We start from the raw sequence: 13662 nt of genomic DNA on the forward strand, positions 1-13662 counted from the left end.
CCGTTACATGAATATGAGATCGCTGCAAAAATATCTGCCAGTTGCGCTTTTAGCCTTATTACTGATCGCCGGATGGAAACAGAACTGGTGGAAACAAAGCGGGCGTGGAACGCCTGTTGCCAAGCCCGTTGTTGTTCCGCAGCCCGGAACCGCCGTTGCCGTTCCGGAGGCCGGACTGAACCGCAGCGCCTCTCTGGAATATACCCGCCATGCCCTCTGCCGCATGGATTGCCGGCACGTGACCAAAGAAGAAGTAGCTGAAATTCTTGCCAAAGGAGAAATAAATGCCGGAAAATCCAACCTGAACGACCGGCCCTGCCCAACCTACGCGCTGGAAGGCTATTCCCACGAAGGACAGCATCTGCGTATAGTCTTCGCCCCCTGCGATGCAGCACACGCGAAGGTAATTACGTGTATAGATCTGGAGAAAGACTGGAGCTGCGCATGTGAATAATTACGAATTACGAATTGCGAATTACGAATGAGGAGCGAAGATTTAAGCGAAGAAGTAAATTCTTTATCGCTTAAATCTTCGCTCCTCATTCGTAATTCGTAATTCGTAATTCGCAATTCATAATTAAAAATCGTAGTTTTCCGCCTTAATTTAAACCTCCCATTGGCGTTTATGAATTTTTTATTGAAACCGTTGCGTGTAATCTATGTAGTGTACGCCGCTATCGTTTTCCTGGGCATTATGTTCCTGATATTGCCGCCTATCTTTCTGGCTTCCCTGCTGGGTAAGGAGAAGGGCGGAAATATCATTTTTTATTTTCTGCGTTTCTGGGCACATGTCTGGTTTCCGATGGTGGGGATGCGTGTTACCCGCAGGTATGAGTGTGAAAAAGATAATGAACCCTGTATTTATGTAGTGAATCACCGTTCTTACCTGGATGCCGCTATTGCCGTAAAAGTGATGCGGCTGCCGTTCCGCCCGCTCGGTAAGATTGAAATGTCTAAAATTCCCTTCTTCGGATTTATCTATAAAAACTCTGTAGTGGCGGTAGACCGCTCCAATGCGCCCGCCCGCGCCAGAAGCGTACGTGAGATGATGACAGCCCTGAAAGCAGGTATATCTATTCTCATGTTTCCTGAAGGCACTACCAACGAAAGCGATCAGCCGCTGCGCCCATTCCATAACGGCGCATTCCGTATGGCCATAGAAATGCAGATACCTATCAAACCGGTACTGTACCTCGATGCAGGTGACAGGCTGCCTCATACCGGCCCCATGAACCTCTCGCCCGGCAAATGCCGTGTGGTGTTCCTGCCGAACATTCCGGTAAAAGGCTTAACCCTTGATGATATCAACACCCTGAAACAACAGGTATTTGAAGTCATGGATAAGGAACTGCGGAAACATCGCCATTATCCCACCTTGCAACACGTAGGATGAAATACGCAGATGTAATATTGCCGCTGGCGTTACCCAAAAATTACACTTATGCAGTGCCTGAAAGCATGGAGCATGCTTTGCAGGCAGGGTGCCGCGTGGCTGTACAGCTGGGGAAACAGAAAAAATATGCCGGCATCGTAAAGGCTGTCCATGAACAGGCGCCCCTGTATAAAACCAAGCCCCTGCTGGATATGCTGGATAAGGATCCCGTCGTATATCCTACACAGTTAGACTTCTGGACATGGGTGGCCGCTTATTACATGTGCAGCGAAGGCGAAGTACTCAATGCGGCGCTGCCCGCACACCTCAAGCTTTCCAGCGAAACGCTGCTGTTATATAATGATGCTTACGGAGAAGATTTCTCCTCCCTCGACGATGATGAATACATGATCGCAGAAGCCCTGCTGATCCGTAAAGAGTTGCGTATTGAGGAAGTACAACTGATTCTGGATAAATCAGAAGTATATTCTGTCATCAAAAAACTGATAGAAAAAAAAGTATGCCTGATTTATGAAGAACTAAAAGAAGTTTATAAAGAGAAGACAGAAAATTATGTGCAGCTGCATGCCGACTACCACGAGGAAGAACGGCTGGCGGCACTTTTCAACGATATGGGCCGCGCGCCCAAACAGATGGAACTACTGCTGGCTTACCTGCACCTGCAGAAAACTACCGGCAGCGTATTACAGAATGAACTGCTGAAAAAGTCAGGCGCCACCACCGCACAACTGAAAGGGCTGGTGGATAAAAATATCCTCTGGGTGGAAAAGCGGGTGGTAGACCGTATCCGCACCGGTAAGGTAGATACACAGATAGATTTTGACCTCAGCCCGGCCCAGGAAGTGGCCCTGCAGGCGGTGCGCCGGCACTTTGAAGAAAAGCAGGTAACCCTGCTGCATGGTGTCACCTCCAGCGGTAAAACACAGGTGTATGTGAAGATGATGGAAGAATGCCTGGCCAGCGGCCGGCAGGTCCTTTACCTGCTGCCGGAGATAGCGCTCACGGCACAGATCATCACCAGGCTGCAGAAACATTTTGGCAGCAGTATCAGCATATACCACTCCCGCTTCAGCAATAATGAACGTGTGGAAATCTGGAACAAGGTAAAGAACGGCGAAGTACAGATAGTGCTGGGCGCGCGTTCCAGCCTGCTGCTCCCTTTCCGTGACCTGGGGCTTATCATCCTCGACGAAGAACACGATCCCTCCTATAAACAACAGGACCCGGCTCCCCGCTACCATGCCAGAGATGCGGCCATCTATTATGCCAGTCTCTTTAAAGCAAAGGTGCTGCTGGGCTCCGCCACGCCGTCGCTCGAATCCTATTACAATGCACAGCAGGGCAAATACGGTTTGGTAGAGCTGAAAGAGCGCTACGGCGGTATTGAAATGCCCGCCATCGATATTGTGGATGTGAAGAAAGAGACAGCGGAAAAAACGATGGACGGCAACTTCACACAGGCGCTGAAAACCGCTATCGCGCAAAGCCTGGAGGAAAAAAAACAGGTCATACTTTTTCAGAACAGGCGCGGATACGCTCCCTTCCTGCTTTGTACTACCTGTGGCTGGATACCGCATTGCAAGCAGTGCGATGTATCGCTGACCTATCACCGCAACCAGGATAAACTGCACTGCCACTACTGCGGTACACGCTACCCATACGTATATACCTGCGAAGCCTGCGGCTCGCAATCCCTGGTGCCCCGCAGCTTCGGTACCGAAAAAATTGAAGACGACCTGCAGCTACTCTTTCCGGAAGCACGCATCGCCCGCATGGATGTAGACTCTATCAGGAATAAGGACAGCCACAACAAAATGATACGGCTGCTGGAAGAACAGGCAATAGATATACTGGTAGGTACACAAATGGTGGTGAAAGGGCTGGACTTCGAGAATGTAAATCTGGTAGGCATCCTCAGTGCCGACAGCCTGCTCAGCTATCCGGATTTCCGCGTGAATGAACGCGCCTTCCAGCTGATGGAACAGGTAAGCGGCCGTGCCGGCCGTAAACACGGCATGGGGAAAGTGCTGATACAGGCAGGCAATACCCGGCATCCGGTATTACAGTATGTGACAGACCACGATTACAAAAGCATGTACGAATCAGAGATAGCCGAACGGCAGCAGTTTGGGTATCCTCCCTTCTTCAGAGTACTGAAATTAACATTGCGACATAAGAATCAGCAGGTGGTGGAGCAGGCGGCGCATATCCTGGCAGGATGGCTGCAGCCGCATCTGGGCGCACAATTGGTGGGGCCTGCCGCTCCGCTGGTCGCCAGGGTGCGTAACAACTATCTGCAGGAGATGCTGATTAAATTACCCCGCGAAGCACGTGTGATAGCACATATCAAACAGGTGCTCCGCGAGTTTTTTGTACACCTGCTGGCAGAAAAAAGATTCCGCTCAGTGGTGATTGTGCCGGATGTAGATTGCGTATAGTCTTTCCCGTTATTGCTTCTTCAGTACCAGCCGCAACTGTTTCGAGCGTTTCAGCTGTTCCAGCATCTGCCCGAATGTTTCTTTGGCGGCTCCAGTAAACACCGGCTGGCTGTACCATTCAATGGTATAGATATGCAACCGGTTATTTTCCTGCTCACTTCTCATTTTCAGGCCCATTACCGGTTTGGCGCCTTCCGTACGGCTGATGTCTACCGTAAAATCCGCTTTGTTGGCTAATGTATAACCTGCCGGAAGATCGATATGGAGGCGTCTTTCCTGGTAGTAAGGGAAAGCAATTTCTACGGGATAGGGATTGTCAGGCATTTCCAGCTGATAGTCCTGTTTACCGGTGAGCAGCGGCCCTGTCTCTATGGTGATGGTATTGCCATCCTGCACCACGGCGGAAGGCGTTTGCAGCGTGCTGGTGATAACCACCGGCTTATCCAGTGGTGCAGGGGTGAACGTTTCATTCTGAGCCTGTACGGATACCGGTTTCCGCATACCCGGCGCAAATGGCAGCAGCGCGTTGAATATGCCGGAGCGCAGCTCTTCCGTAGTAGCTTTGCCAAAGGCACTTTTGATATTGGTAGCCGCATAACCGCCGTAGGACTGTGTTACCTGCCATACAGGGTTGGTAACATCAGCGAGCGTAGCTTCCAGCGTACTGCTGCTGAGCGTATAAGGCGGTACAGGCGTGGTGATAAAAGAAGTCAGTACCTTGTTCTCCGTGCCGATCAGCGTATCGCGGCAGCGGAGTGCGGGAATACTGGTCCACAGTGCCGGGTAACACGGATAGCGTGTAGTCATCTCCGTTGGCGCCAGCGCCTGTTGTTGTGTAGGGAAATACAGCAGTACATTTTTGGCGGCTGCCTGATTCACCAGGTTTTCGTTCAGCGGCACGGTATCACGGGTGGAGGTGAAGAGTATGTTCACCGGAATGCCCAGCATGTAATACACCGCATTCATGAGGCGTACCATACCCACGTTATCTGTTTGTTTTCTGCGTATGATGGTAGTGAGATCCGGCTGCTCAAAAAATTCTGCCGGAGATACCAGTTTGTAATTACTCTTGATATATTGTTCTATCAGATAGATCAGCTGGGATTCCTGCCTGCGTTGTTTCAGGAAGGGCCATCTGTCCAGTTCTTTTTCCAGTTGTTTGAATTCTGCTTTGCTGACAGCCACAAAGGGAATATAATTTTCTTCTGCAAACCGCTGCCAGGTGAGCCTGGTGGTATCTCTGCCGCTGATGGCTGACTCCATGGAGAAATCCACCCGCTGCAGCTGCGGCAGATAATAAAACAGGTCATTGGGCAGCAGGGCTGGTATCTGCGTACTGTGCAGGCGGTGTATACGGCTGTTGCCGGATATGCTGTCATGTACTGCCGGAGCGCCGTTCACGCTGCTGAAACGGAAGCGCAGGTCTTTAGGCGCTACCAGCATGAAATCCGCTGCGGCGGTGGCAATGGCAGACTGGGTAATTTCAGAGCCGGCGTAGTTGTACTGTACTTTCAGACTCAGTTCATATTCCAGGTCAAATCCGGCCTGTGTTCTGAAACCGTTGACAACAATAGCCTGGCGGCCGTCGTTGAGTTTCAGGGTACGTGTCTGATCGGTGAGGTTGGCGGAGGAACCGTCCGGTGCAATTACACGGATACGGAATCCGCGCAGGGCTTCGTCCGTCTCCAGGGTTAGCACCAGCTGCGTAAGGCTGTCGGCGCCGGCCTGCGTATTGATATGTACCTTTTTATAGACGCTTCTGTAGTGAGAAACAGCATCTGCCTTATCACGGGCGGAGGTGTTGAAATCGCGTACTATTTTGTAGTCGGTGATAAAGTAAGGAGCCTGCTGCGGGCCGACCGTTTCGGGTTGCGGCTTATCTTTCCAGGTGTCGGGAAAGTAAGTATTGATCTGTGCAGCAGCAAACAAGGGCGTGAGGGCTGCGGCTATTATTGAGCATATAAATCGTTTCATACAGGTTAAAAGTATCAAATTCCTAAGTTTTGTATGGCATCGGATTCAAAAATATGTACGCCGGGGTCAAACTGTTTGGCTACTCTCACCATAGCATTGGCTATAGTGGCGGCTTTGATGCCCCTGTATTTTTTCCATCTTCCCTGTAGTAAAAAGTAAAACAACTGGATAAGATATTTGCCGGCTGCTTCTTTCCAGCGTGACTCATTGCGTTGATCCACAATGATGGAGGGACGAAAAATATATACGCCGTCGAACCCTGTTTTCAGTACGGTTTCTTCAACCTGTCCTTTTGTGCGGAGGTAAAAATTGCGGGAAGAAGGATTAGCGCCGATGGAAGAAATCATCAGGAACTGCGGGATATGATGGCGGTGTGCAATACGGGCGCATCTCACCGGAATATCATAATCTACCTCGCGGAAGCGTTCCTGTGTGCCGGCTTTCCTGATGGTGGTACCGATACAGCAGAATAATACATCGCCCTGTATGGCGGCCGCCAGGCTTTCTTCATCTTCAAAATCAACGATAATACTTTCCAGGCCGGGCCTCGGATGTACCCAGGGGTTGCGTACCAGTACTTTCACCTTACTGAAGTAGTCATCATGCAGCAATGCCGCCACCAGGTGAGTGCCGGTAAGTCCCGTAGCTCCTATTACAACAGCTGTCTTATTCATAAAAATTCAGTTACAGAAAATAGCTATTACATGGCTATATTTGCCGATTATAAAGTTAAGCTATTATGATATCAGAAAATGTACTGCTTCAGCCCTATAACACTTTTGGTATTGCTGCCACAGCCCGTTATTTTGCTGACTTCAGCGGAACGGAAGCGTTGAAGGCTTTGTTGCATGATACCCGTAGCAGTACATTACCGCTGATGATCCTGGGTGGTGGCAGTAACATCCTGTTCACGCAGGATTACAATGGTCTGATACTTAAAAATAATATCAAAGGAATTGAAATAACAGGGGAAGATGAAGAATTTATATATGTCAAAGCCGGCGCAGGCGAGAACTGGCACGGGTTTGTACGGCATTGTATCTCTCTGAACCTGGCCGGACTGGAAAATCTCTCTCTCATCCCAGGTAATGTCGGCGCGAGTCCGATGCAGAATATAGGCGCCTACGGTATGGAAATAAAAGATACCTTTCATCAGCTGGAAGCCTTACACCTGAAGGATCACAGCGTAGTAACCTTCAATAACCCGGATTGTAAATTCGGTTACCGAGAGAGTGTTTTCAAAAAAGAGTATAAAGATCAGTTTGCCATATTAAACGTCACCTATAAGCTCTGCAAACAGCCCAGCTTCAATACCAGCTACGGCGCCATCAATCAGGAGCTGGAGCGGATGCATGTAACAGAGCTGTCTATCCAGGCTATCAGTCAGGCGGTGATTAATATCCGCCAGTCCAAGCTGCCGGACCCCGCGAAGATCGGCAATGCAGGCAGTTTCTTTAAAAATCCTACCGTTGACCTGGCAAAATATGAATCGCTGAGAGCCTCCTTCCCCGGCGTAGTGGCGTATCCGTTAGAGAACGGCCGTTATAAGCTGGCAGCCGGCTGGCTGATTGAAGAGTGTGGCTGGAAAGGATTCCGTAACGGCGATGCCGGCGTACATGCCTCCCAGGCACTCGTACTGGTCAACTACGGCAACGCTACCGGCCATGAAATCTATCAGCTCTCCCAGGATGTACTGGACAGCGTGCAGGAGAAGTTTGGAGTTGCGCTGGAACGGGAAGTAAATATTGTTTAATTGCGAATTACGAATTGCGAATTACGAATGTAGCAGCGAAGATTAAAACGAAGATTAAAGGAGGTAACAATTAAACATCTCCTTTAATCTTCGTTTTAATCTTCGCTGCTACATTCGTAATTCGTAATTCGCAATTCGTAATTTAAAACCTATCTGTTCTGCATAATATCCCCTATTATCCTATCCGCGTGTTCCCTGGAGTTTTCAATAAACCACAAATGTGTATTCATACCGCCGCATACAACGCCGGCCAGGTAGATGTGTGGCATATTGGTTTCCATGGTCAGGGGATGATAGGCAGGAACTTTTTTGCCATCGTCAGAAAGCAGAATGCCTGCTTTCTCCAGCAGCCGGAAGTTGGGCTGGTAGCCAGTCATGGCGATAACGAAATCGTTGGCGATGGTTATATTGCCTTCCGGGGTGGCAATATCTGCTTCATTTTCCCGTATAGCCGTTACCGTTGAATTGAAATGGGCGGTAATGCTGCCTTCTCTGATCCTGTTTTCGATATCAGGTTTTACCCAGTATTTGACGCGGTTACCGATCTCTTTGTCACGGATGACCATGGTGACCTGTGCGCCGCGGCGGTAGGTTTCCAGGGCGGCGTCTACGGCGGAATTATGAGCGCCTATCACTATCACCTTACGGGTGGCATAGTAATGGGGATCCTTGTAGTAGTGGGTCACTTTGGGAAGATGTTCACCGGGAACATCGAGCAGGTTGGGAATATCATAGAACCCGGTGGCGATAATAACGTTGCGGGTATGATAGGTGTTCCTGCTGGTCTGTACGATATACTGACCGGCATTGGGTGTTATTTCCAGCACTTCTTCAAAAAGCTGCAGCCGCAGGTCTTCCGAGGTAGCTACCCGGCGGTAGTATTCCAGTGCTTCCGGCCTTCCCGGCTTGGGGTTGATGGATACGAAAGGGATACCGCCGACTTCCAGCCTCTCTGAAGTGGAAAAGAAGGTCATATACAGCGGGTAATTATACAGGGAGTTTACAAGACATCCTTTCTCCACAATTGTATATTGCAGTCCTGCTTTTTTCGCAGCCAGTCCGCAGGCAATACCTATCGGACCTCCACCTATTATCAGAACATCAAAAGCAGCAGCCATAAGCGTAAGTTTATAAGGCGGCTATATAGTCCAGCAGACGGAACATAGCCTGGTTATTTTCGGTGAGTAAATTAGTATGCTGATGTATTTTTTCCATACTTTGGATGAATGGTCCGCCGGCTTCGATGTAGGGTTTGCCGAAGTTGAGCATGCCCTGCAGGGCGGAGGGTGTCAGTTCCGCATGGAATTGCAGTCCGATGACACGGTCGCCGTAAATAAAAGCCTGGTTGCTGGTAGCGGCTGAAGCGGCGAAGCGGGTAGCGCCGGGAGGTACGTCAAAGGTATCGCCGTGAAAGTGGAAGGCATGCAACCGGTGCGGCAATACATGCTCCAGTGGTGCAGCCTGATCCTGGAAGGTGATATCTATCGGGTACCAGCCTATCTCCACCTGCGTGTGCGGATACACCTGCGCGCCCAGCGAATAGGCCAGCAGCTGTGAACCCAGGCAGATACCCAGCACCTTTTTACCCTGGCTGACTGCCGCTTTTATCAGTTCAATTTCCTGCTGCATCCAGGGATACCGGTCCTGTTCATAAACGCCCATAGTACCTCCCATAATAATGAGCCAGTCGGCCGCCGCCAGTCCGGATATTTCCGGAGCGGCATCATACCATATCGTCTGGCTGAGTGTATGTCCTTTGTCGTTTATCCAGTCGGCAATAGCGGCCAGTCCTTCAAAAGGGACGTGTTGGAAATAGTGAATGTGCATGGTGATGGTGAAATGGTTAGCCGAAGATAATATAAATAGGTAATTACGAATTACGAATTGCGAATTACGAATGTAGAAGCGAAGAGCTAATCGTAGATTATTAGGAATAAGTATTAAATATCACCTTTAATCTACGATTAGCTCTTCGCTTCTACATTCGTAATTCGCAATTCGTAATTCGTAATTATTTATTTCAACTCGCTTCTCATCACCCTGAAATACTCATATCCCTTCATGCATTTGCTTTTTTCGCCGAAGTACTGTTCGCGGTATTTGTCGGCGCCGCCATCGTAGAGGAGTTGCATATTACGTTCACGCATAAACGCGGTGACATCGCCGGCATTCATGCCGTAGTCCCAGTTTTCGCCGGCGTGGCGGAGGGCTTTGTAGATGCGGGAGAAGCCGGGGTAGGCGCGTGGATTTTCGAATACGTCCTTGTCGGCGTAGGTGATGATGACCTGTGTGCCGGGCGGATAGCTTTTGATGAATTCAAAGAGCGATTCGGCTTGCGCGGCTTCCATGCTGGTGGTGAGGGCTTCCCAGAGAAACAGGGTTTTGTAGCGGCTTTTCTGGAGGAGAATGGGAGAGATGGTGTCGGCCAGTTGCTGGCGGCTCATGTCGAGTTTGACGTAATCGACGTGAACAGCGGGCATTTCGGCATTGCCGAGCATACCCCAGATCTGCTTTTGTTTGAAGTTCTGGGTATCCGGATGATTCACCTCCACGAAACTAACAGGCATGCCTATATCCAGCCGGTGAGCACGTGTGTCCAGGGTGGCGTTGAGAATAAATATCTGGTTGATACCATCTTCCCGGACGGCCTTTGTAATCATGTCATCTATCAGCCTGGTTCTGGCTACGGCGGCGGTATACGTGCCCGGCCAGCGCAGCTGGATGTAGGCTTCGAAAGTTTTGCGTACAAAAGGTACCGAGCATGCAGCTAGTATTGTTCTGTAGAACCGCGAAGCGAAAGCGCCGGCAAACGGATCGAAGAAAAGTCTTTCATTGGCCGGTTTGGTACTCTCAAGGGCACGGAATACAGCCATGTGCCTTCCTGTTTTGGTTGCAGCTCCCCTGTTCATGAGGACAATATGGTTATGATGGTTATTTTAATTCACTTCCCGACAATCTGTCTGTCTGTCGTATCAGATATGACTCCTGTTGTCAAATATACTTATAACCGATCATTTTTGGTGCCGGGAAAATCACCCGCTGAATTATTTTATCAGAGAGATGACTGCCATCAATGCCCCGGCGCTGATGGCTACCCATAGCAGGATGCCCTGCAGTAAAGGCTGCCAGCCCAGGCTGCTGAATGTCTGACGCGTAAGGCCGGTACCTATCAGGAACAGGGTGAGGGATAAAGCAGTTTTAGCGCTGAAAACCAGGTAAGGGCCTGCTGTGACCAGTGCGGGGATCCAGGTGTTCAGCACTACTACCAGCAGGAATATACCGATGAACCAGGGGATTTTTATTTTATGCTGCCCGTTTTTGAATAGGAAGGCAGACAAAAAGGCTACGGGTAAAATCCACAATGCGCGGGAGAGCTTAACGGTAGTGGCTATCTGCAATGCTTCTTCTCCGTATTTGTTGGCTGCGCCCACTACAGAGCTGGTGTCGTGTATGGCGATGGCGCTCCAGATACCGAATTGCTGCTGGGATAAGTTAAGCCAGTGGCCGATGACCGGGAAAATGAATAATGCCAGTGAGTTGAGGAGGAAGATGATGCCCAGTGCGACGGAAATTTGCTTGTCTGTAGCCTGGATCACGGGCGATATGGCTGCGATGGCGCTGCCGCCGCAGATGGCCGTTCCGCAGGAAATGAGGTGGGCAGTATTTTTTTCAATGCCCAGTATTTTACCCAGCAGGGTTCCGAGCACCAGGGTGCCGGCAATAGAGGCGATGGTAAGCAGGAAGCCGTCGCTGCCCGCTTTGATGGCAGTATGCATGTTCATGCCAAAGCCGAGTCCTATGACAGCAAGCTGTAGCAGCCAGTGCGTTATTCTGGGAGTAACGGCAGCAAAAGGGTTGCCGGTGGTTTGTGCCAGTGCGAGGCCCAGCAGCAAGGCTATGGGCGGTTGTATAGCCGGCAGCAGTGTGGAGGCTGCTGCCGCGATGAATATTATTTTAGGGAGGTTTGCGCTGATTCCTGCCGCCGCTGTTCTTTCCTGATGCATATGTTGTTCTTGTTTGATCTACAGATGCAAAGTTCCGTTCCGTTGCGGCGGAAGTCAAATGAATAAATTATATGACCTATAACTTTAAGTTATGACCTTTAGTCGGCGGCCAGGATAAACTGATTGAATTTTTTGCAGAAATCTTCCCGGAGTGATTTGTCAATATCTTTCATAAAATGCACGGTAAAATCGCGCTGCATCTTTTTAGGCGTGCTGCCTTCTATCTGCATAGGTCTGGAATGAACTACGCCGATCAGCTCATCGCCCTGGCAGACCAGCGCAACACGGTACATCGGGCTGGGATCGTCGATACCGCTTTCGTAGTTAAAGAAGAGGGTGTAGGGCTTCAGGCTTTTTTCTTCCTCCAGCTGGAAATTGCGGATAAAAGGTTGTATGTCAGCCAGACTGCGTCCTTTGTGTTGTTTCAGGAAGTTGACGAGAGCGGTTTCTATGATGGTGCCGTTGCGGATATTTTTCTTTTCCGTGTAGCCGTTCAGGGTAGCCCACATCTTTTCGCCGTTCGTAGCTACGGGCAGGCGCATATCGCGTTCCAGCACGCCGGCGGCGAGGCCGTTCACTTTCAGCTTGCGGCCTTTGCGGAACACAGGTTTGGTATATTCTTCCGGAGTAATGTCTATATCGATGCTCACCGGATACCAGCCCTTTTTCTGGGGCGCGGCATGTACCGGAATATAATCCAGCAGGGTGGCGGCTATATCGCCGTCGGGAGCTATGCGTACCTGGGTGTTGGCAGCTACTCTTTCTCCAATAACAGGAGCGCCGGCAGTGGTTTTTCCCGTTTTATGGTCAGTGTTTTTTTTAGGGGCGTCGGCTGTAGCGGTACCATCTTCGTTGCCGAAGCGGCTTTTCCTGCCTTTCTGGTCGCAGGCTACCAGCGTTACCGCCAATGCCAGATAAAATATTTTTCTCATAATTACTTGGTACACAAATCGTAAGTTATGGAAAATTATCGACTGAAACACAGGAAGATAACGTTACCGGCTATCTGAAAAAGGAAAAATTGATCAGAAGGAGGAGAATATAACGTGATCGCCTGTTTGTAAACGACGTATTTCTTTCATGCTGGAAAACGGATCCAGCGGGTCCCAGTCGGCGGAAATATAAAGCTGTACTTCTTTTCCGGCGAGTTCCCGTTCGAGGGTGGCTGCATTGGAGCCCGGGATAGTTGTGGATCTGATAAAGTAAATTCTGGGATCATTTTTAAGATGTACCACAATTCCGGGAGCGCCCTGCTTTACATCCTGTACCTGGCCGGAGGCCGGCTTGCAGGTAGTACGCGTAATGCGGCGTGCGGAGGCTATTCCGGAAATAAGCAATACCATAATGAGACAGGCGACAAGCGTTAATGCGGCGATGCCTTTAAAGCTGGTTTTTTTGTTCATGATCCGTTGGCAAGATTGGTGGTGTAGGTTTCGACCTAAATTACAAATTAATCAAATAAAAAAGCAGGCCACCAGCCTGCTTCTATATAAAATCATTATTTCGTGTTACTTGTTGCCGTTATCTTCTTCCCACTCAGCGGATTCGTCCCAGTCCTCATCTTCGTCCCAGTCCTCATCATCTTCTTCCACCAGCAGGCTTTGTTCTGAGCCGGGTTCTATATTATTCCCGCGCCAGTGGGCAACGATTTCATCTGCTTTCTGCTGTACGGTGGTGAAATCACTGATCTTATTTTCTTCGAAATATACTTCTACCTCAGGCAGGCCGCGGATAGCGTCAAAACACTCCTGCAACAGGGAAATATTGACGGGAGCATTGCGCAGGGCGCTATAGGAGAGCCGGATGGCATCAAACGGGCCGCTGTTATGAAATACCTCTTCACCATTGAACATGGGGAAAAGCCATATCAGTACATCGTCGCCGGTTTCTTCACTATTGAGGATCCCGAAAAAGTCGTCAAGTTGCTCAAACCCCAACGGGGCCAGGTGTTTAAAGGCGTCGTTCCTGGGAGGGAACTTCGGGTGCTCTTCACCGGTTATGAGAAATAATTCTCCGAACCTGGGCTTATCTTTTGCTACAAATCTGAAATCAATGAGGATATCGTTTTCCATTGATGGCTATGCTGTTTTCTGCCGTAAT

13 protein-coding genes are annotated in these 13662 nt (G+C 49.7%); 4 read left to right on the forward strand and 9 right to left on the reverse strand.

The annotated features are described in order from the left end of the window. The first annotated feature begins 7 nt into the window (after positions 1 to 7). The 3 genes from GWG06_RS05700 to priA all read left to right on the forward strand — a co-directional run bounded on the left by GWG06_RS05700 (position 8) and on the right by priA (position 3831). Entirely contained in the window at positions 8 to 454 is a 447-nt protein-coding gene (locus GWG06_RS05700) for a DUF4258 domain-containing protein (RefSeq protein WP_127042697.1), read from the forward strand. A gap of 171 nt (positions 455 to 625) precedes the next feature. Further along, positions 626 to 1393 carry a lysophospholipid acyltransferase family protein gene (locus GWG06_RS05705; RefSeq protein ID WP_127042695.1) on the forward strand — a complete coding sequence of 256 codons (768 nt, stop codon included), beginning with the start codon at positions 626 to 628 and terminating at the stop codon, positions 1391 to 1393. Further along, complete coding sequence (priA, locus tag GWG06_RS05710; protein WP_160711898.1) at positions 1390 to 3831, forward strand: replication restart helicase PriA; 2442 nt, start codon at positions 1390 to 1392, stop codon at positions 3829 to 3831. The genes GWG06_RS05705 and priA overlap by 4 nt, the downstream gene beginning before the upstream one ends. Positions 3832 to 3840: 9 nt before the next feature. Here priA and GWG06_RS05715 read toward each other — a convergent pair whose 3' ends face one another. Both GWG06_RS05715 and GWG06_RS05720 read right to left on the reverse strand, forming a co-directional pair. Beyond that, positions 3841 to 5805, reverse strand: coding sequence for a hypothetical protein (locus GWG06_RS05715; protein ID WP_160711900.1), 1965 nt, complete (start codon positions 5803 to 5805; stop codon positions 3841 to 3843). A 14-nt stretch (positions 5806 to 5819) separates the two neighbouring features. Beyond that, positions 5820 to 6479, reverse strand: a complete 660-nt coding sequence (locus tag GWG06_RS05720) for an NAD(P)H-binding protein (protein WP_160711902.1) — start codon at positions 6477 to 6479, stop codon at positions 5820 to 5822. A gap of 65 nt (positions 6480 to 6544) precedes the next feature. Here GWG06_RS05720 and murB point away from each other — a divergent pair, with 65 nt between their 5' ends. Continuing rightward, the gene (gene murB / locus GWG06_RS05725) at positions 6545 to 7558 is read left to right on the forward strand and encodes a UDP-N-acetylmuramate dehydrogenase (protein ID WP_235938160.1); all 1014 of its coding nucleotides are present in this window, start codon (positions 6545 to 6547) and stop codon (positions 7556 to 7558) included. A 149-nt stretch (positions 7559 to 7707) separates the two neighbouring features. Here the strand turns inward: murB and GWG06_RS05730 are convergent, their stop codons facing one another. The 7 genes from GWG06_RS05730 to GWG06_RS05760 all read right to left on the reverse strand — a co-directional run bounded on the left by GWG06_RS05730 (position 7708) and on the right by GWG06_RS05760 (position 13634). Next, positions 7708 to 8676 (reverse strand): YpdA family putative bacillithiol disulfide reductase, encoded by a 969-nt coding sequence (locus tag GWG06_RS05730; protein ID WP_160711904.1) that lies wholly within the window; start codon positions 8674 to 8676, stop codon positions 7708 to 7710. A gap of 10 nt (positions 8677 to 8686) precedes the next feature. Then, positions 8687 to 9385 (reverse strand): glutamine amidotransferase-related protein, encoded by a 699-nt coding sequence (locus tag GWG06_RS05735; protein WP_160711906.1) that lies wholly within the window; start codon positions 9383 to 9385, stop codon positions 8687 to 8689. A 188-nt stretch (positions 9386 to 9573) separates the two neighbouring features. Further along, complete coding sequence (locus GWG06_RS05740) at positions 9574 to 10467, reverse strand: class I SAM-dependent methyltransferase (RefSeq protein WP_127042681.1); 894 nt, start codon at positions 10465 to 10467, stop codon at positions 9574 to 9576. 135 nt (positions 10468 to 10602) lie between these two features. Further along, entirely contained in the window at positions 10603 to 11562 is a 960-nt protein-coding gene (locus GWG06_RS05745; RefSeq protein WP_160711908.1) for a YeiH family protein, read from the reverse strand. A gap of 98 nt (positions 11563 to 11660) precedes the next feature. Continuing rightward, positions 11661 to 12494: a hypothetical protein gene (locus GWG06_RS05750; protein WP_160711910.1), complete on the reverse strand. Its 834-nt coding sequence runs from the start codon at positions 12492 to 12494 to the stop codon at positions 11661 to 11663. A gap of 93 nt (positions 12495 to 12587) precedes the next feature. Continuing rightward, on the reverse strand, positions 12588 to 12965 hold the full coding sequence (locus GWG06_RS05755) for a hypothetical protein (RefSeq protein ID WP_127042675.1): 378 nt from the start codon (positions 12963 to 12965) through the stop codon (positions 12588 to 12590). Between the two features lie 105 nt (positions 12966 to 13070). Next, positions 13071 to 13634, reverse strand: coding sequence for a hypothetical protein (locus tag GWG06_RS05760; RefSeq protein ID WP_160711912.1), 564 nt, complete (start codon positions 13632 to 13634; stop codon positions 13071 to 13073). Positions 13635 to 13662 lie beyond the last annotated feature (28 nt).

The organism is Chitinophaga solisilvae (genome assembly GCF_009928525.1).
Taxonomy (GTDB): Bacteria; Bacteroidota; Bacteroidia; order Chitinophagales; family Chitinophagaceae; genus Chitinophaga; species Chitinophaga solisilvae.